This window comes from Flavihumibacter petaseus NBRC 106054 (assembly GCF_000974785.1).
GTDB lineage: Bacteria > Bacteroidota > Bacteroidia > Chitinophagales > Chitinophagaceae > Flavihumibacter > Flavihumibacter petaseus.
Genome location: NZ_BBWV01000004.1, coordinates 438,574 through 461,914 on the forward strand (window position 1 = coordinate 438,574; position 23,341 = coordinate 461,914).

General features: G+C 49.6%; 18 protein-coding genes and 1 riboswitch. Of the genes, 8 read left to right on the forward strand and 10 right to left on the reverse strand.

All coding sequences use genetic code 11. From position 1 onward, the window contains the following. Positions 1-34: 34 nt before the first annotated feature. Positions 35-964, reverse strand: coding sequence for a DUF4271 domain-containing protein (locus tag FPE01S_RS21305; protein ID WP_046371098.1), 930 nt, complete (start codon positions 962-964; stop codon positions 35-37). A 13-nt stretch (positions 965-977) separates the two neighbouring features. Continuing rightward, positions 978-2,816, reverse strand: a complete 1,839-nt coding sequence (locus FPE01S_RS21310) for a ShlB/FhaC/HecB family hemolysin secretion/activation protein (RefSeq protein WP_157474121.1) — start codon at positions 2,814-2,816, stop codon at positions 978-980. Between FPE01S_RS21310 and hemW the strand changes: the two genes are divergently transcribed. After that, the gene (gene hemW, locus FPE01S_RS21315; RefSeq protein ID WP_072054029.1) at positions 2,769-3,896 is read left to right on the forward strand and encodes a radical SAM family heme chaperone HemW; all 1,128 of its coding nucleotides are present in this window, start codon (positions 2,769-2,771) and stop codon (positions 3,894-3,896) included. The two genes, FPE01S_RS21310 and hemW, sit on opposite strands and share 48 nt — an antisense overlap. 247 nt (positions 3,897-4,143) lie before the next feature. On the opposite strand, the gene FPE01S_RS21320 is transcribed toward hemW, so the two are convergent. From FPE01S_RS21320 to FPE01S_RS21340, 5 genes are all read right to left on the reverse strand, one after another. Continuing rightward, a complete protein-coding gene (locus tag FPE01S_RS21320; RefSeq protein WP_046371101.1) occupies positions 4,144-5,181 on the reverse strand; it encodes an NAD(P)H-dependent glycerol-3-phosphate dehydrogenase in 1,038 nt (345 codons plus the stop codon). Between the two features lie 2 nt (positions 5,182-5,183). Further along, on the reverse strand, positions 5,184-6,569 hold the full coding sequence (locus FPE01S_RS21325; RefSeq protein WP_046371102.1) for an efflux RND transporter periplasmic adaptor subunit: 1,386 nt from the start codon (positions 6,567-6,569) through the stop codon (positions 5,184-5,186). 19 nt (positions 6,570-6,588) lie between these two features. Continuing rightward, positions 6,589-8,088 carry a TolC family protein gene (locus FPE01S_RS21330; RefSeq protein ID WP_083990382.1) on the reverse strand — a complete coding sequence of 500 codons (1,500 nt, stop codon included), beginning with the start codon at positions 8,086-8,088 and terminating at the stop codon, positions 6,589-6,591. A 62-nt stretch (positions 8,089-8,150) separates the two neighbouring features. Next, on the reverse strand, positions 8,151-9,308 hold the full coding sequence (locus FPE01S_RS21335; protein ID WP_046371103.1) for a trans-sulfuration enzyme family protein: 1,158 nt from the start codon (positions 9,306-9,308) through the stop codon (positions 8,151-8,153). A 12-nt stretch (positions 9,309-9,320) separates the two neighbouring features. After that, entirely contained in the window at positions 9,321-10,646 is a 1,326-nt protein-coding gene (locus FPE01S_RS21340; RefSeq protein WP_046371104.1) for an APC family permease, read from the reverse strand. A 25-nt stretch (positions 10,647-10,671) separates the two neighbouring features. Between FPE01S_RS21340 and FPE01S_RS25980 the strand changes: the two genes are divergently transcribed. The 7 genes from FPE01S_RS25980 to FPE01S_RS21375 all read left to right on the forward strand — a co-directional run bounded on the left by FPE01S_RS25980 (position 10,672) and on the right by FPE01S_RS21375 (position 18,985). Further along, entirely contained in the window at positions 10,672-12,729 is a 2,058-nt protein-coding gene (locus FPE01S_RS25980; RefSeq protein ID WP_052956076.1) for a TonB-dependent receptor family protein, read from the forward strand. Beyond that, a riboswitch (cobalamin riboswitch) is annotated at positions 12,694-12,894 on the forward strand. (Overlaps the previous gene by 36 nt.) 29 nt (positions 12,895-12,923) lie before the next feature. Next, positions 12,924-14,960, forward strand: coding sequence for a TonB-dependent receptor (locus tag FPE01S_RS21350; RefSeq protein ID WP_169749202.1), 2,037 nt, complete (start codon positions 12,924-12,926; stop codon positions 14,958-14,960). An 11-nt stretch (positions 14,961-14,971) separates the two neighbouring features. Further along, positions 14,972-16,045, forward strand: coding sequence for a YncE family protein (locus FPE01S_RS21355; RefSeq protein ID WP_052956077.1), 1,074 nt, complete (start codon positions 14,972-14,974; stop codon positions 16,043-16,045). After that, a complete protein-coding gene (locus tag FPE01S_RS21360) occupies positions 16,045-16,653 on the forward strand; it encodes a DUF6580 family putative transport protein (protein ID WP_072054030.1) in 609 nt (202 codons plus the stop codon). Before FPE01S_RS21355 ends, FPE01S_RS21360 begins: the two co-directional genes overlap by 1 nt. A 72-nt stretch (positions 16,654-16,725) precedes the next feature. Beyond that, entirely contained in the window at positions 16,726-17,742 is a 1,017-nt protein-coding gene (gene cobT / locus FPE01S_RS21365; RefSeq protein ID WP_046371106.1) for a nicotinate-nucleotide--dimethylbenzimidazole phosphoribosyltransferase, read from the forward strand. Continuing rightward, a complete protein-coding gene (locus FPE01S_RS21370; RefSeq protein ID WP_046371107.1) occupies positions 17,739-18,077 on the forward strand; it encodes a hypothetical protein in 339 nt (112 codons plus the stop codon). The genes cobT and FPE01S_RS21370 overlap by 4 nt, the downstream gene beginning before the upstream one ends. Beyond that, complete coding sequence (locus tag FPE01S_RS21375; RefSeq protein ID WP_046371108.1) at positions 18,074-18,985, forward strand: DNA-3-methyladenine glycosylase family protein; 912 nt, start codon at positions 18,074-18,076, stop codon at positions 18,983-18,985. The genes FPE01S_RS21370 and FPE01S_RS21375 overlap by 4 nt, the downstream gene beginning before the upstream one ends. Here FPE01S_RS21375 and FPE01S_RS21380 read toward each other — a convergent pair. Genes FPE01S_RS21380 through FPE01S_RS21390 form a run of 3 tightly spaced genes read right to left on the reverse strand, consistent with a single transcriptional unit; the run spans position 18,975 to position 23,333 of the window. Beyond that, positions 18,975-21,419: a mechanosensitive ion channel family protein gene (locus tag FPE01S_RS21380; protein WP_052956078.1), complete on the reverse strand. Its 2,445-nt coding sequence runs from the start codon at positions 21,417-21,419 to the stop codon at positions 18,975-18,977. The genes FPE01S_RS21375 and FPE01S_RS21380 overlap by 11 nt on opposite strands. Positions 21,420-21,470: 51 nt before the next feature. Beyond that, positions 21,471-22,391: an RraA family protein gene (locus FPE01S_RS21385; RefSeq protein ID WP_046371109.1), complete on the reverse strand. Its 921-nt coding sequence runs from the start codon at positions 22,389-22,391 to the stop codon at positions 21,471-21,473. A gap of 9 nt (positions 22,392-22,400) precedes the next feature. Next, positions 22,401-23,333, reverse strand: coding sequence for an RraA family protein (locus FPE01S_RS21390; RefSeq protein WP_046371297.1), 933 nt, complete (start codon positions 23,331-23,333; stop codon positions 22,401-22,403). Between the last annotated feature and the right edge of the window lie 8 nt (positions 23,334-23,341).

Genomic DNA, 23,341 nt, shown 5'->3' on the forward strand with positions numbered 1-23,341 from the left:
GTCTGAGCTAAAATTTCTTAAAGTTAATTAACTTCTACACGAATTTCAATAACACCTTATAAATCAACAGTAAGGGTGCTACTTCGAAGGCACAAAGGTACAAAAAAAAGTGGAAACGACTCGTCCTGACTTCCCTATTAATATAACCGTAAGAACTAATATATCGGTAAAGAAAGACTCCAATCACCAGTACATAAGAAATTGTCATCGCTATAGTGACCAAGCCCGGTGAGGCGAACGCTGCGACTAAAAGCAAAGGTAATAAAAAGATAGCCAGTACTTTATTACATAAAAAAACAATGAATATGTAGGTATCCGTTGTTTGTTCCATCCGCAGTGTCCAACCCAGCATTTTTAACAAAAAGAATTTTCCCACATATAAAGCTGCAACGGCTGCAACGCTATAGCCATAGAGTAACCAGAAATTAAATTGTCCGGACCGGGTCTCCATACGGTGGTGAAGGATAAATGCGGCATACAGTCCGGCAGTTGCGACAAACAATAAATTCAACAGCAGGGAAGCCAGCGGTGTCTGCAACAGTTGCTCCCTGATCTGCTTTTGTTTCATGGATGCCCGGAAAAAAACTGCAAAAAGGTTCTGGAAATACCTGGCGAAACTGGCACGCACCAACGCCAGAAGCAGGAAAAGTGCCGCAAGGGTGTAGAAGATGCCTTCCTTTTTCGACGCCTGATGTATTTCCACAGTACGAAGCACTGGCTTGCCGTTGAAATTAAACCAGGGATTGCTCCTGATCGCTTTGGTATAAGGAAGACTGTCGTAAACAATGGGAATCCAGGTGTTCGTCAAAGGCAGAGCCGCTTTTGCTGTATCACGCGATTGCCCTGCCGCGGATGGCTGCTGCTTTACCGAATCTGCTGATGATTTTTTCCCCAACGACTGCTGCGCCTGGTGTACGGCAGGAGTAAGAAGAAAGCAGCAGATCAGGAGAATGAATCGGTTCATGAGTCGCTGCAATTTAGAAATAATTCACGTAGCCAAGGTGGATCTTGGTTTGTTTCAGATCAAAGCTGTTCGAATCTGTTTTTCCTGCCGCCAGGGAAAGGTTGAAAAAACCCGCTGTCGTCTCAAATGCCATCCCCACTCCAAGCCCCCAATAGCGACTTTTAATGTCTCCCATTGAACTTTTATTGGCGATAAAGCCAAGGTCACTGAACACAAAGAAATAAGAATTCATATTGACGAGATAACGATACTCGAGTGTATTGACAACATACCCGGATGCATAAATGCTTTCTTCATTGAATCCTCTCAATAATTTATAGCCTCCGATCTGGAATAATTCGTTGCGGTAAAGCGACGGACTTTGCACCCAGCCGCCCGCTAATTTCACCAGGGCAGTGGATTGCCTTCCAAACGGGAAAAACCGGGATACATTGCCTCTGAGCCGGAATTGATAACCGTTTAGTTTCACCGTATCATACAAGCTTGCATAGTCGAATGCGGGATCCTTGATGTCAACAATCAGGTTATTGCGCCGGATGGTTCGTGTGCCTGCTGTAACAAACCCATAAAATTCCCATCCTTTACGGGGGTTCCGACGGTAGTTGGTAGTGATCAGTTCATAATCCACACCGAGGTTAAAAATACTCATGTCCATGTCCGCCGGAAGCTGGTGGGTTATTTTGATTTCTGAAGTGTCTACCGTGAGCAGATTGGTCCTGAACAGCTGCAAAAACACTTTCCCCGTCTGCCTGGCTGAGACCGCGTACTGAAGACCGATAATACCGTTCAGGTTAAGAAAACTGCTATCCTTTTTAAAAAGATCGAACTGGGTAGAAATTCCAAAAGCTGATCCGAAAAGGTATGGTTGCTGGTACAACAAGTTCAGCCGGGGAGATTTGGGCTGCAGTTGTTGCCAGTTGACGCCAATGGTTTCGCCCGCACCCAGGGCATTCTTCAGATTCAGCACAGCCTCTCCCGTCAGTTGGAATTTCGACTTTCCTGTCAGGGGGTCGGTCCCGGGAAGCAGGCCCACCAGCACATTGATCTGGCTGCTTTTCTGTGGTTCGAGATAGAGATCCACAATCGCACCGTTTCCGCCGAACCGGATATCCCATGGCTTTACTTCGCGGAGAAAGGTCAGCTCCCGTAACCGTGGCGATATATTTTGAAATGCTTTAAAGCTGTACTTGCTGCCCTGGGGAATATCCAGGTAACGATGAAGGAAGCGGTCTGAAATCCGGGCAGTCCCTTCCACCCTGATACTATCCACCGTATAGTACATTCCCCGGTCAACCACCAGCTGGCCACCCAGTTTTCCGTCTTTCCATTCCACACTATCAAACTGCACCTGGGCAAACGGATATCCGTTATCAGACAACCATGTAAGTAGTTGGTTTTGAATTTGCTGTAACTGCCTGGCGTGGAAGGGGTCTTTTCCTGGCCGCGGGAGAGAAAGACCGGTTTGCAGCCACTCCTGGCGCGTCATCCCTTCCAGTTTAAAATCGCCCCAGTATAATGAAGTGCCGAGATAAAGTAAAATACTGCCGGAAGCAGAATCCAGTTGAACGGAGTCAACGGAGGCATTAACGAGGCCTTTTTGGGAAAGGTAACCAGGAAGATCGTTCACATACTGGGCGCATGCCTGGCGGTTGGGAAACGCTGTTTTCAGCTGCAGTGAGGCCAGGCTTGTACTATCCCCATCTACCAGCTTGACCTGCAGGGGGTACTGAGCAAAAACCACTTTTCCGGATAGCAGGAAAATGACCAGTGAAAGCCATATCGCAGCGTGGCGTATTTTTGCAGGGTGGCCGGACTCTACCTTCATATTCCCTTCTGCAGAAAAGCTTGTCATTACTGCAATTTCCATTTTTCTACCCGATTGCAAAACAAGAACGTAGTAGTAAACGCTTTATTGACCGAACTGAGCCAGGCTGCCAGAAACTGGGACTTACAACAATTTGAAACAATTTATTATGGCGGCGGAACGCCCTCTTTGCTAAGTGAAGAAGAACTGCAGCGCTTGCAGGCGGCCATTGCAAAAAACTACCGGCTGTCCCCATCCCCGGAGATCACCCTTGAAGCTAACCCTGATGACATCAATCCCGAATCTTTGCAATTCTGGAAAAATGCCGGGATTAACCGGCTCAGCATCGGCGTTCAATCCTTCCGGGAGGAGGATCTGCACTGGATGAACCGCGCGCATACGGCCTCCGAGGCGCTTTCCGCAGTCAGCAAGGCGCGTGACGCTGGTTTTGAGCACTTCAATATCGACCTGATTTATGGCACTCCCGGGCTTTCCCATGATGCCTGGAGGCAAAACATAGAGACTGCCCTGCAGCTGGGAATCACCCACCTTTCCGCCTATGCCCTGACAGTGGAATCCAAAACAGCACTGGATAGCATGATTCGCCGTCACCAGGCCGTGGCGCCGGACCCGGAGCAACAGGCTGAGCAATTCCTGCTATTGTCCGACCGGATGACTGAAGCGGGCTGGGAGCATTATGAGATCTCAAATTTTGCAGTTCCGGGGCATCGAAGCCGGCACAACAGCGCATATTGGAGCGGTGCTCCCTATCTCGGCATTGGCCCGGGCGCGCATTCCTTCAACGGTAAAGAACGCTGGTGGAACATAGCCAATAATGCATTGTACGTAACAGGTATGGAATCCGGAAAACCGGTTACTGAATCCGAGCTGCTGACCACTGAAAATCACTTTAACGAATACCTGATGACTTCTCTCCGCCAGCTGGAAGGCTGTTCGCTGGAGGTTATCCGGTCACGGTTCAATCATTCCTGGTCAGATGAACTGACAAAAGACGCAGCGACTTTTATAGAACGCGGACAGATGGAGTTATTGAAAGACAGGCTGGTTCTGACAAGGGAAGGAAGATTATATGCAGATGGCATAGCGGCAGCGCTTTTCCGGCAATAGGAAATAAAAGTTTGACTGTTTGATAGTTTGGACGTTAGTCTTTCTTGCGCCAGGAATTCTAAGTGATGGGGGGCCAACAATTACTGTTTCCGCTCAGAAGAACTGTGCTGAATGATCCAGTTAACGCAATAAACGATAACCAGGCCGATCAGGCTGGCAACGCCGTATATGGAAAGACTAAGAGGCATAAATGATCGTCGTGGTTACAAGATACGATTCCGGCACTTATTCAGCCACAAAACTGTTGTTAAATCAGGGTTTCTTCAATGTAACGGAAACCTTTTGCCGGTGAAAGGTGCTGCCAGAGTATCCGGAAAATGGTTTCTGCTATTGGCATCTCCGCCTTAACCTCCTGGTTGATCGCATTGATACAGCGACTGGCATTGTATCCTTCAGCCACCATATTCATTTCCAGTTGTGCCGACATCACGGAGTATCCTTTTCCAATCATGTTGCCGAATGTCCGGTTGCGGCTGAACAGTGAATAACAGGTTACCAGCAGGTCACCCAGGTATACAGAAGCGGCATAATTGGCGGCTTTCTGATGGGTTACCGGATGAACGTCCGCATGCACGCCGACTTCCACATGCTGAATGCCTACTTTCTGAAGAAAACCCGCCATTTCATCTGCACAATTGGCGATAAGCACACTCTGGAAATTGTCACCGTATTCCAGGCCATGCGCAATGCCCGCACCCAGCGCATAGATATTCTTCAGCACAGCCGCATATTGCACTCCTATCACATCGCTGTTTACGATGGTATTGATATAGTAAGTTTTAAAACACGCTGCCAGACGCGCCGTCCGCTCGGCATCCAGCCCCGAAAAGGTGAGGTAAGACAATTTTTCGTTGGCTACTTCTTCGGCATGGCAGGGTCCCATGACGGTGAAGTAATCTGACAGGGACACTTTGTACCGGGAAAGCAGCCATTCATTCAGCAGGATATTCTGCTCAGGAAGCATTCCTTTAACAGCAGAAACGACTGACTTGCCCGTAAAAGCATCGGCAGGTATGCCGGCAAATGTCTCTTCGAGATAGGCAGAAGGGACTGCAATGACCAGCATATCACTGGCAGCAATCACACTTTGCAGGTCAGTGGACAGTGTGATCCGCGAAGTATCAAAACTGGCGGAAGACAGGTACTGCGGATTGTGTTTTCGTTGCGAAAGGTGCTGCAGTATGTTGTCACTCCTCACCCACCAATGGATACCATGACCATTGTCCGTAACAATTTTAGCCAGTGCCGTAGCCCAGCTTCCACTACCGATGATTCCCAACCCCATGGTTATTTCTTTTTAGCCTCGAATAGTTCTTCCTTCTTAACCACTTTTACCTTGTCGTTGTTCTTCAGCGATTTTGAAATCAGCGAATAGGGTCCGGTAACTACTTCTTCTCCGGGTTTCAAACCGCCGAGAATTTCGATATAGTTGATATCCTGGATGCCTGTGCGAACTTTTACACGTTTGATGGTCGTTTTGTCCGCCTGCAATACAAATACCACTTCATCAAGGTCGGAACTAAGGGATTTTTTACCTTCTTCTTCTGTATTGTTGTTGTCATCAGCAGGGATAGAGCCCTTGGTTTCGGCAACTGACTTGTCGCTGTCCTTCTCGCGGGTGGTCACTGCATTGATCGGAGCAGCAAGCACATTCTCCCGGCGGCGGGTCTGGATATCGGCTGCTGCACTCATCCCCGGACGGAACGGAAATGCCTTTGGCCTTTTGTCTTTCAGAAGATCTGCATATGATTCCGGCAACAGGCGGATATGCACTTTATAATTGGTGACGTCATTGGTATTGGTAGCTGTCGTCGTTCCCAGGGAGTTGCTGCTGGAAGCAATCTGCGTCACGATCCCCTTGAATTTCCTGCCGTTATAGGCGTCTATTTCAATCAGCGCTGAATCACCCAGGTGTACTTTGGGGATATCATTTTCGCCTACGTCTACCCGCACTTCGATCTTTTTCATGTCGGCGATCCGCATCATTTCCGTACCTGTCATCTGTGCAGTACCAACCACCCTTTCTCCTTTTTTAACCGCAAGCAAAGAAATAATACCATCCATGGGTGCTACGATCGTAGTACGGCCAAGATCCTTGTTCGCCCGCTGGAGGTTGGCCTGCGCACTTTGTACAGCAGCCTGGTTTCCCCTGATACCCTGCAACCCTGCATTATAATTTGCTTTAGCGGTATTGTAGGCGTTCTCGGCAATCTCGAATTCTGAACGGGAGATGACTTTCTCCTCCATCAGCTGCTTCTGCCGGTTGTATTGTGCTTCAGACTGCGTCATTGCTGACTTAAGGGCATCCAGAGATGCCTTGCTATTCTCAGTGATGGCTTCCTGCTGGCGAACCGCCGCTGCTACCTGGTCCCGCTGCGTCAGGTACAGGTCGGCAAAGATCTTTGCTACCACCTGTCCCTTCCTGACGCTATCACCTTCCTCCACATTGAGTTCAATGATCTCACCCGAAATATCCGAGCTGACTTTCACTTCGATCTCAGGATATACACTGCCGCTCGCATTCACAGTTTCGATGATCGTGCGGTTTTCCAGTTTTTCCGTTGTTACCTTAATGCCTTCTTCTTTGCCGATAATACCGGCTTTTTTCATTCCGAACAGGGCGCCAACCAAAACCAGAACGCCGACAAGGATCCAAACTAATTTCTTATTCATATACAGGGGTGATTGCAGTTTATAATTTGATGCCCATTCCTTTGTAAAATTCCAGCACTTTCATACGGAAGACGTAGTCGAACTGGGCGTTGGCCACGTCAATTTTTGCCCTTGTCAGGTTACTCTGGCTGGTGATCAGCTCAAGTGTGGAAAGTAACCCGAGCTCATACCGCCTGCTGGCAAAGTCATAAGAACGCTGGGCAGCGCTCATGCTGGCCTTGCTGGCATTGTATTTCTGCAGCGACGCTACAGCATTGGTATAGGCACTGTAAATATCCTGCTTCAAAGTCTGATTGGCCTGTTCAATTACCAGTTTCTGGTTCTCCAGGTTCAGCTTGGAACGCTTATAGTTGGTTCTTGCCTGGAATCCATTATTAATGGGAACGGAAATGCCGACAGCAATATTCTGACTAAAGTTGTTGGAAAGCTGATCTCCATATCCCTGCCACAATTCACCAAATGATTTCTTGGCTTGTAAAGGCAGATAATTAGGAGACAGTACATTGTAGGGTTTACCATTGGCATCCAGGATACCGACAAAATTGAGCGTGGTATCAATGCCGCGAAACTGATATTCACCGGTAAACTTCTTGTCTGTCGAGGCAAAATTACTTGAAAGGCCACCAGCCGCAAAAATCGAAGGGTATAAGTTTGCCCTTGCAGTCTTGATGGATGCCTCAAGCGATTGTTTCCTCAAATCATTTGCTTTTTGAGCGGGCTGGTTCTTCAAGGCAAGATCATAAACGAGTGCGGGTTGCAATTCGGCAATCGGGTCCACCGGAATGAACTCAACAGGCGGCACCGCTATACTGAATGGCTGAGCTGCATCAAGATTCAACAAGGCTTTCAGGCTAAGCAGGTTTAGCTGAAACGTTGCATCTGACGAGATTACATTTGCACTGTCACGTGCAACCTGAGCTTCCAGGTCAACGGCATTAAGCTCGGGCAGTGTTCCTGCATTTACCCGCTTCCTGGTATCGGCAAGTTGATCCTGGCTCTGCTTCAATTGTACCCTTACAATGTCGACCTGAACTTTTGAAAGTAGCGCAGTTAAGTAGGCAGTCGCAACATTAAGGGCAATATCATTTTTATTTTTCTCCACATCCGCAGCTGAGGCTGCGGCCTCCAGCCTGTTGGCGGTAATATTATGGTTGATCCTGTTCCAATTAAAGATGGTTACATCGGTATTGAACTGAAAGCCCTGATACAGCAACTGTTGATTCGTATAAAGGTTTGTGGTCGGATCAATGGACCGTCCGAACTTTAAACCATTATTTAAAGAAAAGTTCGCATTGGGAATTTTGGCCTGCCTGCTCTGCTCATACATCAGATCGGCTATTCTTTTCTGTACATCTGACTGGCGGACGGATATATTGTTCTGCACGGCATAATCTACACAACGGCGCAGGTCCCACTCCTCTGTACCTGCCGGCACCACCTTTGTGTCCTGGGCAAGTACGCCCAGCACAATCAGTTTGCCGGTCAATAATAGTAAAGAGCATTTACTCAAAAATGTCATGAAAGTTGGTTAAGGGTCTAAAAATAAAGAATTCAGCCGCAACAAGCGATCCGTTGAAATAATTATCGTGAAAACGCCTGTTCCAGGTCGGCGATCAGGTAATCGGGGGATTCCAACCCCACATATAACCGAACCATGCGGTGTTCCGGCTTTGCCGGCCGGAAATGCTCCTCCTTTATCGCGGCGCAGCGCGGTATGATCAGGCTTTCATGGCCGCCCCAACTAACGGCCATCATGATATGTTGGAGGCTCTCACAAAACCGGACGATCTCAGCCCTGGTCGACTCCTTACAGATAATCGTCATCAACCCGCAGGCTTCCTTCATCTGCTTCCTGGCGAGCTCATATTGCGGAAACTCCGGATCAAACGGAAACAATACCCGCTCCACCTTAGGATGATTTTTCAGGTATTCCAGTACTTTATAGGTGGTACGGGTAACCTGTTCCAGCCTGGCAGGCAGCGTACGAAGTCCCCTGATGAGCAACCAGGCATTGAAGGGCTGTATGCCGCTGCCGATGTTATTGTATTCACTGTCAAAGATCCTTTTCATCATTGCCCGGGTTCCCGTGATGACTCCGGCAACTGTGTCAGAATGCCCGCCGATATACTTGGTGGCGGACTGCAGGGAGATATCTATTCCCATCGCAATGGGCTGCTGGTACAACGGGGAGCAATAACTGTTGTCCACAATGGTGACGATTCCCCTGCTCCTGGCGAGGGATGCCACAGCGGCAAGGTCCTGGATGGCATAGCTCCAGCTATTAGGTGATTCCAGGTAGATCAGGGTGGTGGCAGGCGTGATCGCTGCCTCGAAATTGGCGGTATCCGTTCCGTCCACATAAGTAGTGGTTACCCCGAAACGCGGCAGGATCACATCGAACATTCTTTGCGCCCAGGTATAAGGATGATGCACCGAAACAATGTGGTCGCCCGCTTTGACATTGGCCAGCACCGCGGCAAATATTGCCGCTGCCCCGCTGTTGAATACCAGCGCATCTTCCGCCCCATCCAATGCTGCCAGCTTGGTCCTCAGGATATCAACGGTGGGATTGATCCCCCTGCTGTACAGGTACCCTGCCATTTCATCTTCAAACGCCCTGCCCAGGTCATCCACCCGGCGGAAAGCGAAATTGCTGGTTTGCATAATGGGCGGAGCAATGGCATTGTAATAGTCACTCCGTTCTTCACCCAATTCATTGAGTATATAGGAAAGATCCATAGTTGTACATCTTTAGGGTCGACCCGGCTTGCGGATCACGGTGAAATATAACAGCAAAAATGCAGCAAAAACTGCCAGCGCAGTAAGCGCCAGGTCGGGAGTATTGATAAAAATGCTGGTGCCCACAAAAACATAGGCCAGGATAAAGATGACGGGCATCACCGGAAACAGCTTCATGGTATAAATACCGGTGCCATCGAGGTGCCGGGTCCGCTTCCGTAGGATAAATATGGTGGCAGCGCTCGTAGCCATACCGATCGAATCGAGAAATATGGTAAATCCCAGGATCTTATCGAAGGTATTCATGAAAAAAAGTACAATGATGCAAATGGCGGCAAAAACAGTCAGGCTTACTGTCAGCACATCCTTTTCCTCATTTTTTTGCGCAAATGCTTTCGGCAGGATACCGTCTTTACTCATCGCGTACATCACACGGGGATTGCTCAGCAACAGCACATTTACGTAAGCCAGAACCGCCAGAAAGAGAAATACGGTGAAAACAGTTTTACCTGTGGGGCCAAACATCCTTTCCGCTACAACCGCTGCGATTCCACGTGTTTGCTTGAGTTGCTCAAAACCAATGGTATGCACATACGCGAACTGAACCGTCAGGTATAAACCAATTATCGTTAGAATCCCAATGAATATCCCCCTGGGAATAGTCTTACGGGGTTCCCGCACCTCGTCACCAAAATTAATAGACTGCTGGTAACCCCCATAGGTAAACGATACAGCGATCAGCGCGACACCAAAGGAGCGGATCATTTCCTGCATGCTGTAGGTGCCGGGTGCAACTGTGCTTTCCATCACCGGATGACCAGGCAGGAACAACGATCCCACCAAGACCAGCACCATGGTGATCTTGATCACCATCAGCACATTCTGGGTTTTTGAGCTCATCCTCAGGCCAGCCAGGTTCACCCCATAAAAAACCGTCACGGCTCCCATGGCAATCAGCGCCTTGGTAAAATCTCCGGGCGGTTCATGGAACAACAGCTGGGAAATATATTCACTGCCAATCAACGCGACGCCTGCCAGAGAAGCAGCATTGGAGATCAGGATGATGCAGTTGATTGCAAAAGCAACCGACGGATGATAACACTCCGCAAAGATTTTATAGTATCCGCCCGTTACCGGAAACCGTGATCCAATCTCCGCATAGGTAAGTGCACCGCAAAGTGCAACCAGCCCTCCCACCATCCAGGCTGCGAAATAAATTCCGGGTGTCAGCGATGCCTGGGCAGAATCCGTTGCCGTCCGGAATATGCCCATACCGATCACCAGGCCGATCACGATCATGGTGAGATCAAACAGTCCCAGTTGGTTCTTGGTGGTCATGCAATGAAGATACTTACCTTCAATCATGCATTTGAAGAAAGTTTTGATGGCGGGGATCATCCTGTTGAATGCCGGAATTGTTGTTGCCCAGGAGGTACTGGATTCTGTCACAGTGCAGGCTTTTTCGATCCGTGCGGGCCTCCGGGAACTTCCTGCAGCAGTGGGTTTGGTGCGATTGTCAGACTGGCGGGGTTATTCACCGGCAACGATTCTGCCAGCTATAAATGCCCTGCCTGGCGTTCGCATGGAAGAAAGGTCACCAGCAAGCTATCGGTTAGCCATGAGGGGTAGTGCACTTCGTTCGCCCTTTGGCGTCAGGAATATCCGGTTCTACCTGGACGATGTGCCGTTTACGGATCCCGGCGGCAATACCTACCTGAATTGCTTCCCGCTTTCCTTTTTAGGTAATCTTGAATTATTACGCGGTCCAGCCGGCAGCCATTATGGTGCCGGAACCGGCGGCGTAGTACTGGCAGGGAATAACGCGAAAGACACGGTCTGGGGCAACAGCCTTAACCTGCAATATACCACCGGAAGTTACGGCCTTCATCAGGTTGATGTGGCGGCAACAACCGGAAAAAATGGCTGGTCTAACCAGCTACTCTTCCAGCACCAGCAGTCCGATGGCTATCGCAATCAGACAGCCATGAGGAGAGATGCCATCAGTTGGCAATCGGTCGTTCAGCAACGCGAAAAATCAACACTGGCCATCAGAATGCTGTACAGTGATCTTCAGTATGAAACGCCTGGCGGACTGACACTAGCCCAATACAGGGAGGATCCCAAACAGGCCCGGCCGGCTGCCGGTATATTTCCGTCAGCGGAAGCGGCTAAGGCAGCAATCTATCAGCGCCTGTTTTTCGCGGGACTTCACCAGCATTGGGAACCCCTGAAAAATTTAAGCACTGACCTGTCGGTATACGGTGCTTTTGCTGCCGTAGAAAATCCTTCAATACGCAATTATGAAAAAAGGAGTGAACCCCATGCAGGCGCGAGGTTGTCAGCAACAGGGGAGATCCCATTGGGCAATACAACATTGAAATGGAGCGCCGGTGGTGAATACCAGTCGGGCTGGTATAACGTAAATGTATACGGGAACAATGCCGGTCTGCCCGACACATTGCAAACAAGCGATGCCGTAAGGCCAAGGAACGCCTTTCTGTTTACGCAGGCTACCTGGCAATTGCGCGATGGTTGGCAACTGATGGGGGAAGTCAGCTGGAACAACAACCTGGTTGCCATCACCCGGCAATCGATAGTACCCAATATCAAATTCACCTCCAATTACCGCGGTGAATGGGCGCCAAGATTCAGCCTGCTGAAAAAGTGGCGGGGGCTAACAACCTACCTGCTGGCAGCAAAAGGATTTTCCCCTCCGAGTACAGGAGAACTATTGCCTTCCAACAGCATCATCAACAACAACCTGCAGGCCGAATGGGGCTGGAATTATGAAGCAGGGCTGCGTGGGAATGTGATCAGGGGCAAAGGGTGGTTTGAACTGAACTTCTTCTATTTCGCACTGCACGATGCCATCGTCCAGCGGCGTGACGCCAGCGGTGCCGATTATTTTGACAATGCAGGGGATACCAGGCAAAAGGGAATTGAAGCCAGTTTCCGGTACCCTCTGCTCATGAAAAGACAATGGCGGCTGAACTACAGGATGAGCTACACCCTGAGTGATTTCCATTACAAAGATTTTATACAGGTAGATCACGATTACAGCGGCAATGAACTTCCGGGCGTTGCAAAGCAGGTGGTCAACGCCGGGCTCTTTGTAAACACTCTGTACGGTCAGGCGCTCGCTGTCACGTATCAATATTGTGACCCCATCTGGCTGAATGATGCCAATACCGACAAAGCCGCTCCTTTTCATCTGCTGGGTGCCAGGCTCAGTTCCACTATCGGCAAATACCTGGAAGTCTTTGCAGGCGCTGACAATCTCTTTAACACCACCTACAGTCTCGGTAACGATATCAATGCTGCCGCTGGCCGTTATTACAATGCTGCGTATGGAAGAAATTATTACGCCGGCCTCCGCTTTTCATTATCTTCGCGCCGTTATCAGGGTTCCGAGGAAAAATAATTTCCAGGATTAAAAGGGAAGTCCGGTTGAATTCCGGCGCTATCCCCGTAGCTGTAAGTTCAGGATCATGCATCCAGGCGTCAACCCTCCAGCCACTGTCCGCAAAGGACGGGAAGGCCGTTGACAGGAACAAGCCAGAAGACCTGCCTTGAAACATTTTAACCATGCTGGGCTTTCGGGTGAAAAGCGGGCAAATGATGCGAGGCACACTGACCATATCAGCATTGACCAACACTGTTTGGCTTCTTTTCTGGATCACCAGCGGACAAACTGTTGCTGCGCAGGATCGTTTGATTGACACTGCCCGTAAAATCAAAGCGCTCGACAGCGTGATCTATACGGCAAGGGCTACAATGTCCCCCTATCAGGCTGCAGCTCCCCGCCAGGTATTATCAAGGGAGCTTCTGAATACCGTTAGACCAGTTTCTGTTGGCGATGCTTCCCGTTTTTTTGCAGGCGTCCTCGTAAAAGACTATGGGGGACAGGGCGGCCTGAAGACCATCTCCGTCAGAAGCCTTGGCGCCAGCCACACAGCCATGCTGTACGACGGCCTTCCGGTAACGGACATGCAAAACGGCCAGATCGATCTCAGCAAATATTCGACTGCCTTCGTACAAAAAATCCAACTCTCCCAGGCATACCAGGCAACATTTCTGCAACCTGCCCGAACTTATGCTTCTGCCGCCGTACTTTCCGTGGAATCCATTTTCTTCCGGATCGACTCCCTGCGAAAGTTCCGGTGGACGGCGGGGATTGACGGCGGTTCATTCGGTTACTGGAAACCACAGGCCTCCTTTTCCTTTCCGATCGGGAAATCCACTGTAGCAGGCGTTACTGCTGAATATCACCGTTCAGCCGGAGACTATCCCTATACAGTCGAAAATGGCTCACAAAGTAAATCGCTGCGGCGGGAAAATGCAGACCTGGAAAGTTTTCAGGCGGCTTTTCAGCTGATGCACTACTGGAAAAAAGGCGCCACACTCAATACAAGGGCAGCCTGGTACGGATCCGAGCGCGGCCTCCCCGGTGCAATTGTCTTCTTCAATGAAACCGCCAATCAGCGTTTGTGGGACAAGCAATTTAATATCCAGAGCCAATACATTAATCCCCTGTCAGAACGATGGCAGCTGCAGGCGGCGGTGAAATACCAGTACCAATACAACCGTTATGTGGATCCCGATTTTCTGAATGCAGCCGGTTACCTGGAAAACATCTACCGGCAGCAGGAAGCTGATGCAAATGCAGCCCTCTCCTTCAAGGCCACCAGGACCATTACCCTTGGATTCAGTACAGATGCAGCATTCACCACGCTGGATGCCAACCTGCCGCAGTTCTCTTACCCTGAAAGATTCTCTCTCTGGAATGCGCTGACTGGCGCCTGGGAGAAAAACGGGTTCACCGCCAGCGCTATTCTGCTACACAGTTATTTTCATGACAACACCAGTGCCGGCGAGGCAACCCCTGATCACCAGGTATTAACACCCACCTTTGCCGTCAGCTGGTACCCCGGCAACCAGCGCATCTTTCTACTCCGCTCTTTCTACAAGAACTCCTTCCGCATGCCTTCCTTCAATGAGCTGTACTATACACTTTTCGGGAGTCGCAGCCTGAAGCCGGAAAAAGCAAAACAGTTCAACTTCGGTGTTGCGCTGAATCCTGGTTCGTCGAACAAAAAGATCTACACCGGAATCAGCCTGGATGGTTACTACAACAAGGTAACCGACAAAATCATTGCCGTTCCGAACAGAAACCTGTTCGTCTGGTCTATGATGAACGTGGGTGTTGCAGCTATCTATGGCATGGATGTCAATATCGAAGCAGGCGGACAAATCAACAAAGGCTGGTCCTGGAAAGGAAGGATCGCCTATACCCTTCAAAAGGCCACAGATGTTTCCGATCCCGATGCTTCGTCGTACAAGGAAGACCTGCCTTATTCGCCCAGGCACAGTGGCAGCGTTCTGGCACAACTCGCGTGGAATCAATGGACATTGAGCTGGACGGCACTGTTCAGCAGTAATCGTTATGCCCTGGGCGACAATGATCCCGCCAATCTTGTGGATGGCTGGATCACACATGACGCAGCAATCTATAAACCTTTCCGCATCGGTGCAGTTCAATGCAGGGCAGGTTTCCAGGCCAATAACCTTTTCGACGAACAGTACGCTGTGATCAGGTACTATCCCATGCCCGGAAGAAATTTTGGTTTTTCACTTCAATTCGAAAATCTATAAACAGCTATAATATGAATCGTTTAAGTTGGTGTATCGGAGTATTTGCGGGTATCGCAGCCCTCGCTTCCTGTAGTAAAGATGACAACCCGCCTGCGCCTCCCGTTCCCGTTGCCGCGGGGGTCTATGTACTCAGTGAGGGAGTCTGGAACCAGAACAACACGATGTTAACGTACTATGACTTTTCCACGCAAACTGCAGCCACAGACTATTACCGTACCGTTAACAATAGCGGTCTGGGCGATACAGGTAATGATATGTTGATCTACGGCAGTAAATTGTATATCGTGATGAATGTGTCGAGTTATATCGAAGTGGCAGACGCAGCCACAGCAACCTCTCTGAAAAAAGTAGAGATGAAAGATGGCGGAACAGCCCGGTCGCCAAGGTATGCAGTGCCCTATAAAAACAAAATTCTGATCAGTTGTTTTGATGGAACCGTGGCCGTTATGGACACAGCGAGTCTTACCCTGGAAAAATTCATTCCGGTTGGCGCCAACCCGGAGCAATTATTGGTGGACGGCGACAAATTATACGTGGCAAATTCAGGATCATTGAATTTTGTTGAGCCCGATTCAACCATTTCGATAATCGACCTTACCACGATGACGCAAACCAAAAAACTGGTGGTAGGCACAGCTCCTGCCAAACTGGCGATTGGTAAAGGGAAACTCTTTGCCTTGTGCCTGGGCATCTATGGTACTGTGCCAATCAAACTGGTCAGCGTGGACCTGGCAACGCAAACCCTTTCCGATGATCTCGAGATTAATGCCGGCGTAGTTCGTTTCTTTGACAACAAACTGCTGTTGACCAGTGGATATGGTGGCGCACCAAAGATCACTGTTCTGAACCCGGACGACCTGACGACTATCAGTGACAATTTCATCACCGACGGCACTGCAGTTACCACCCCCTATGGCCTCAGCATTAACAGTGAAGCCAACGAGGTTTTCGTTACGGATGCAAAAGATTACACAAGTGGCGGAGCGGTATTCTGCTTTGATAAGGACGGTAAGAAAAAATACTCCTTCTCTGTAAGTCCGGCGATCAGCCCTAACACTGTTGTACCCGTTAAAAAATTGCAGTAATGACAAAAGCAGCTGAAAACAGATTCCTGTACCTCCTTTGTTTCATGGCTGCCGTTGCGCTGCTGAGGATCACCAATGCAGCAGCACTGACGCCCTGGAGCAACTTCACTCCCATCGGCGCAATGGCGCTTTTCGGCGGTGCCAGGGCAACAGGGTGGAAATCCTTTGCCTTCCCGATCACAACGCTGCTGGCAAGTGATATCGTGATCAACACCGTGGTGTATGAAGGCCGGTACGGATTGTTTTACAGTGGCTTTTACTGGATTTATATCGCTGTTGCGACCATCGTGCTGATTGGCAGGTGGTTGCTGCCCACAATAGCAGCCGGCAGGTTATTGCTGGCTGCTATTGTTTCCGGGCTGGCTTTCTGGTTACTCGTAGATTTCGGCGTTTGGTTATCAGGTGAGGGCATTGATATCAGTACCAACCAACCGCTTACCCGTAACATCAGCGGCCTGCTGAAATGCTATGCACAGGGCTGGCCCTATATCCGCAATTTCATGCTCTCCACCCTGCTCTATAGCGGCATACTTTTCGGCATTGATGCCATATTACACAAATACATCATCAGACAAAATAACATTGCTGATGGCGCTTACGCAGATTGAATAACCCGTTGATTCGCAGCGATCACTGGCATTTGTGTGTGTTGGCTGGTTTCCTGACCTTTGCGTCGGATTATGAAAACGATCATCGACGATAAAACCAAACCGGTCGGCTCACTGGGCCTGCTGGAAGATATAGCCCTCCAGATCGGAAAGATCCAGCTGTCCGATGCACCAGAGATCAGGAAACCGCATATCATTGTTTTTGCAGGAGATCATGGCATCGCCGCAACTGGCAAGGTGAATCCCTACCCCCAGGAAATCACAGCGTTAATGGTGGAGAATTTCCTGCGTGGTGGCGCAGCCATCAACGTTTTCTGCAGACAAAATAATATTGGTCTTACAATAGCAGACAGCGGCGTAAATGCTGACCTGAGTGCCTGGAACAATCACCCCCAGTTTATTGCAGCGAAAACAGGTTGGGGTACGAACAACTATGAGGATGGGCCAGCCATGTCTTTCCAGGAAACTGAACAGGCTATTGCGGCGGGCAGGGCAATTATTGACAACATTGCGTCAACAGGCTGCAATACGATCGGTTTCGGAGAGATGGGTATTGGCAACTCTTCCTCCGCTTCCCTGCTCATGGCCGCCATGTTGCACCTGCCACTGGAAAAAACGGTAGGACGCGGCACCGGTGCCAGCGATGAGCAGCTTCGCGTAAAGCTGGATACGCTGAAACAGGTGATGAAGAAACACCAGGGTGTGGTCACTTTACAATCTCCGCTTAAAACACTCCAGTATTTCGGAGGATATGAAATCGCCATGATGACAGGTGCCTACCTGGCCGCAGCAAAAAAAAGAATGGTCATCGTGGTCGACGGTTTTATTGCCACGGCGGCATTACTGGTTGCCAGGGAAATTGACCCGGAGGTAACTGATTGCTGTATTTACGCACATTGTTCTGGCGAACAGGGTCACCACCGCATGTTGCATCATCTTGGTGCCCGGCCATTGTTGAACCTGGGCTTACGCCTCGGCGAAGGAACCGGTTCTGCACTGGCCATGCCGCTGATCGAAAGCGCAGTCCGTTTTGTAAAAGAGATGGCTACTTTAAGTTCACTGGTTGCTAAAACAGGTATTCCAACATGAATGCGGGCCTGTTAACTGGTAAAACTCCTGAAGCCGTAAAACTGGTGGAACAGTTTATCAGCGCATTTCAGCAGCTGGCCCCAGTAAAAGCCCACCCAACAAAGTCGATGATCGGCCTGGGTATCGACAAAAACGTGATCTACATTACTTATGCCGGCCGAAATTTCATTGATGTTGTATTCCCCTTCAATGAAAAATTTCCCGAAACACTTTGTTTCCATAAAATCGCCCAGGTGCCGGGAACAACCCAATACAACCATTACTTCAGGATGTACCATGCAGACGACATCAATGAAGAAGTAAAATCATATATGCTTAAAGCACTGCAGGGATGAGCAGTGCCCTGATCCCCGTCACCCCGCCGTTCAGTTTCGATGAATGCCGGTGGTGGCTGGATAGAAATTATGACGATTGTCTGCATGCTGCAACGACATCGGGAATCGTAAAAGCTTTGCCTTATGCCGGTAGGCAGGTATTGTTCCACCTGTCTTCCCCTTCAACTGACCAACCACCGGCCATTCAGCTGAAGATACTTGCAGGGCCGTCAGACCCGGATGCCGTTAACTATTGTGTTTCGTTTCTGAAAGAGTGGTGGGATCTTGAATCAGACCTGACGCCGTTTTATACGCAACTGAAAGCCCACCCACAACTGAGCTATCTTGGCGAGAAATTCACCGGCCTCAGGCTCATCGGCATTCCCAACCTGTTCGAATCGCTGTGCTGGAGCATCATCGGCCAGCAGATCAACCTGAAATTCGCCTACCAGATGAAACGCAGGCTGGTGGAAGCAACAGGTGAATTCGTTGAATTCAACAGCAATCGTTACTGGATTTTTCCAACACCGGAAAGTGTGCTTCAGCTCGATCCGCAGCAACTGCGTGATATGCAGTTCTCACGGCAGAAGATCGCGTATATCCATGCGGTTGCAGAAGCATTTGTCAACAACAGGATCAGTAAGGAACAGTTGCTTCAGCTCCCGGATGACACCTCCAGGCTCGAAGCACTCCTCGCCTTGAAAGGCATCGGAATATGGACTGCCAACTATGTGCTGATGAAAACATTTCATACACGTTCTGCCATCACCTGGGGAGACGCCGGACTACTGAATGCGCTGATCAGTCATCAACTCATTGCTGATAAACGATCAACAGCAGCCATTGAATCACTGTTCGGAAAATTCAGGGGATGGGAAAGTTACCTGACCCTATACCTCTGGAGAAGCCTGTCTCAGCCTACCGGGTGATCTCTGCATCCGGCAGCATCGCGTGTAATTTTTCCACCACTTCGCTTGCGGCCTCATCTGCCCGGAAAACATTATCACACCAGAAACTCAGCTTCAACTCCAGCGAATCCCTGCCCAGTGCCTTAAACAAAATCTGTGGCTGGGTACCTTCTGCATGGTACTCCGATCCGAGAATAGTTTCGGTAATCGTCCGGGTAGTCTGCTCAATATTCACCTCTCCTTTCATTTTGACGGAAATGGCGATCCGCTGCTGACTGTTGCTGAGGGTCCAGTTGGTGATCTGCTGGGAAAGGATATCACCATTGGGAATGATCACTTCCGCGCCGTCGGAAGTAAGCAGCGTACTGGAACGGAGACCGATCTCACGAACCTTTCCGGCTTTACTGCCAATCTCGATCGAATCGCCGATCTGCAGCGGCCGGTCGAAGATCAGGATGATGCCGGAAACAAAATTGCTCACGATATTTTGCAAACCCAGGCCAATGCCGACACCAAGTGCACCCAGCACGATCGTGATCTTGTCCACCGGCAGGCCGGAAGCTGCAACCGCAAGCAGGTATCCGATACACAGCACAATCAATCTCGCAATCAGCATCCTGGATCGCTGCCGTTTATTCTGCACTTCTTCATCGCCGGTATCACCGAAGAAATAACCGACATATTTCTGTAATAGATGCGCGATCCAGATGATGCCGAAGAACAACAACACGCCACCGATCGTAAAAGCAGCATTGCCAATCTGCCGGGTCGTCCTCATCACATTGGTAAACCCTTCGCTGATCGCAGTGAACAGGTTGAGGTTGGTGAAGAACACAATCAACCAAAGGATCACCACAAGCAATAGCAATGGATTTTTGAATCCGTCCAGCACAGCCTGCGGTGAATATTTTGTTTTGATGCCCTGGCGCGCACGGCTGCCTTCAATCTGCAACAGGATAGACTCTATGCAGATCTTGCCGAATATTGCGAGCCCCACCGCCTGTGTAAAGGAAAAAATCGCCGCATTCCCCAGGATCTGTGCGAGCGACAATCTCCCGGTAACATTACAGAGAATGGCCAGCGCATTCATCACGTTATGCAACAGGATCACAAACCGAAGAAATCCCGAGAAAGGCAACTGCTTCTGCATTTGGCGGAGGAACAGGTAACCAAAAGTGATGGACAGCACATTCAGGCAGATCAGCCAGAACCGCTGCACAATACCCGGCAACACAGTATGATGGGTAAATGAAAATGCAATGAAAAGAAATACGATTACCAGCCAATAGTAGAACAGCCTTCGCGGGTGTTGCTTCCAGGCCAGGTAGGTGAGCGCCAGGATCAGGAAAAATTCCATCGATTCAATATACACCGCCGGTGCGTGGAGATCGAATAAGGGCGCCAGCACAAATGTCACCACCAGCGAACTGGCAATATAGTACGGATACAGGTACCTGACAGAAAGGTCTTCCAGGATATCCATTCGTCCCGCTTTTTTCAGGCTTCTCAGGTTTCGGAAAGTCCAGATCAGGAAAATCAGGCCGATGAGCAATAGCAGCAGCCGGCTGTTCAGGGCATTTTTAAAATAATAGCGGGTTGCCTTTCTTTCACCATCATAGATCGTGCGGTAAGCAGCACGCATGTTTTTAAGTTCCTTGTTGGAACGGAAATTCCAGATATAGTTGCGCTCGGGTGTGAATATGCGGGAAAGTGAATTATTGAGGAGGTCATCCACCTTGTGAATCAGGGAAGCAATCACAATAGCGTTTTTGGAATTGTGGGTTTGCAACAGGTTAATGGTCGCAAGACTTTCCTTAAGCTGTTTTGTACCAGCCCGCCAGGTCGTGCGCATTTCCTTCAGCTGGGGGGAAAACGATTTTCTTATGACGGTGTCACGGTACAACTCCCTGAGCACGGTGTCTTCTATCATCACACGCATGCTGCTGCGCAGCCTGCCAAGATCCACATCGGCACTATCCAGCCGCACTTTCTGTTCATCGGTTTTTTCCCGCATGTCATATAGCAGCGTCCTGTACAACTCCAGGTTACGAAGATTCAGAAAAGAACCGTTATTGGAGATATTGTCTTTCAGAATGGAGAGAGAGGAATCGGCATCTGCCAGGCGGACCTCGATCCGCGAGATATCGTCACCCAGTACACTTTCTTCCTGGATCATGGTGAGCGTCGCAAATGCCCTTTCTATAGCAGCCTGGTAATCACTGGTGCCGAGCTTCGCAGAATCTGCAAATAATGACGCAAACCCACGTCCTCTTCTTGCAGTATCAGATCCCCTTCCGGTAGTATCCCGGAAGCGACCGGTAGAATCGCGTGCCTGAAAGGTACTGTCGGAAAAAAACCTCCGGCCCGTTCGCCTTCCGGCAGAATCCTGTGCACGCAGATCAAAATGATGTAAACATAAAACTGTCAGGATAATAGAAAGGATACCATATTTCATACCGGATACTGGTTGATTCAGCAGGGAAATTAAATATTTCCTGTCATTCGGTTACCAGGTACGTTGCGCCATCATGGCATCGAGTTCCGCAGCGGTCATCTTTCCCAATTCGGGATGTTTTTCCAGCCATTGTAAAAAGGCTTTCTTAATATCATCGCTCCATTGGCTGTCGATCTGGCCTGTACTGTATTTTCCGCTCCGCACCATTTCAAATCCGAACTTGTCTTTACGGATAACAAACTCCGCTGTACTGATCACTTTTTCGGCAAGATGCGCAGGAATAAACAACACCCCTTCGCGTTGTCCGATCACCAGGTCGCCGGGTAACACCACCGCCTGACCGATACGAATGGGCGTGTTCAACCCCATCAGCACCATCTGCTCAAGAAAAGAGGGATGGAAATCCCGTACGAAGGCATTAAACCCTTTTATCCGCTGCATTTCCTGCAAGTCACGCGCCGAACCATTGAACACAACACCATTTCCGGATTTACTGAATATGGCTGTTGCCAGCGTTGACCCCATAAGCGTCCCCCCTGCAATTTTGCCGGAGCCATCCGCCACATAACAATCTCCCTGTTGCAGCACCTCAATCGGCCATGAATTGGTATTGCCTTTTCTGCCCTGTTCCCGAATACCCCTTTCTTTGATCGATTTTTCCAGGTCCGGCCTGGCCGGCAGGAACATCGCTGTAACTGCCCGACCCACTACCGGAACAGAATCATTTACCATTTTCCAGCCACCTTCAAACTGGTTTACATACCCTTCATTTTTCAATACCGTCCACGCGTCATCAATATAGATATGCCTTGCCCGCTCGAGCAGTCCGTCGGAAATGCGCGGCCGTCCGTCGGGGAACCGCTCTCCTTTCCATTCAGCAGTAAGAAAAACCAGCTCTTCCCTGCTGATCTGCTGCGCCTTTAATGACAAACCTGACAATACCAATACAACGATGAAAATCACTTTGTACATAATGAACAATTAATGTCCTTCTTTGGAAAGATAGTTTTCGATCTCTGCTTTGCTTACAGCAAGTTCCCGCGGATACTTCGCCACCCATGCCCGGAATTCATTTTTGATCTTTTCCGACCAGTCACCATGTACCTCACCAGACGGATATTTCCCCTGTTGCAACAGGTACCGCTCAAACTCGTCGCGCAGCGATACAAGTTCTGCATCCTTCACCAGTCCTTCCGCCAGGTGTGCCGGAATAAATGCTACTCCAAACTCATTTGCAAATACGATATCGCCGGGCAATACAGTCACTTCACCAATGCGAACAGGCGCATTGATTGCAGTAGGTGTCATATCGCGGATATAAGAAGGGTGCTGTCCTTTCACCCAGGCATTAAATCCCGGCGTTTCTTTCAGCTCCTGCATATCCCGCACCGATCCGTAAAACACCACTCCTTTTCCGGTCTTGCCATATACCGCATTACCCAGGCTGGAGCCGATCAGCGTACCGTCTTTCACCTTGCCATACCCATCCGCTACATAAATATCATTTTTGGTCAGGATATCGATCGGCCAGATATTGATGCCACCTTTTTGTGACCGTCCTTCCTCCTTACCTATGCGGCGGACGAGGCTATCGAGATCAGGCCGGGAGGGCATGAACTGGGCGGTAACGGCACGTCCGGTCATCACTTCACCGGGTTTCAGGATGATCCAGCTGGTCTCCACCTGGTTACGGTAACCCCGACGGTCCATATATCCCCACACCTGCTCAAGGGTGCAATGCTGTAAGCGATCAAGGATGATGTCCGGTACCTTGGGTCTACCGTCCGGAAAACGTTCCCCCGTCCACCCGGAAGTCAGTTGCTTCACCACATCTGGTGGCATGCCCACATGTTGGCCATAAGACCAGTTGTTAACGGACAAAAAAATCAGGAGAAAAGCCAGTAAAAATTTCATGGTGAGTT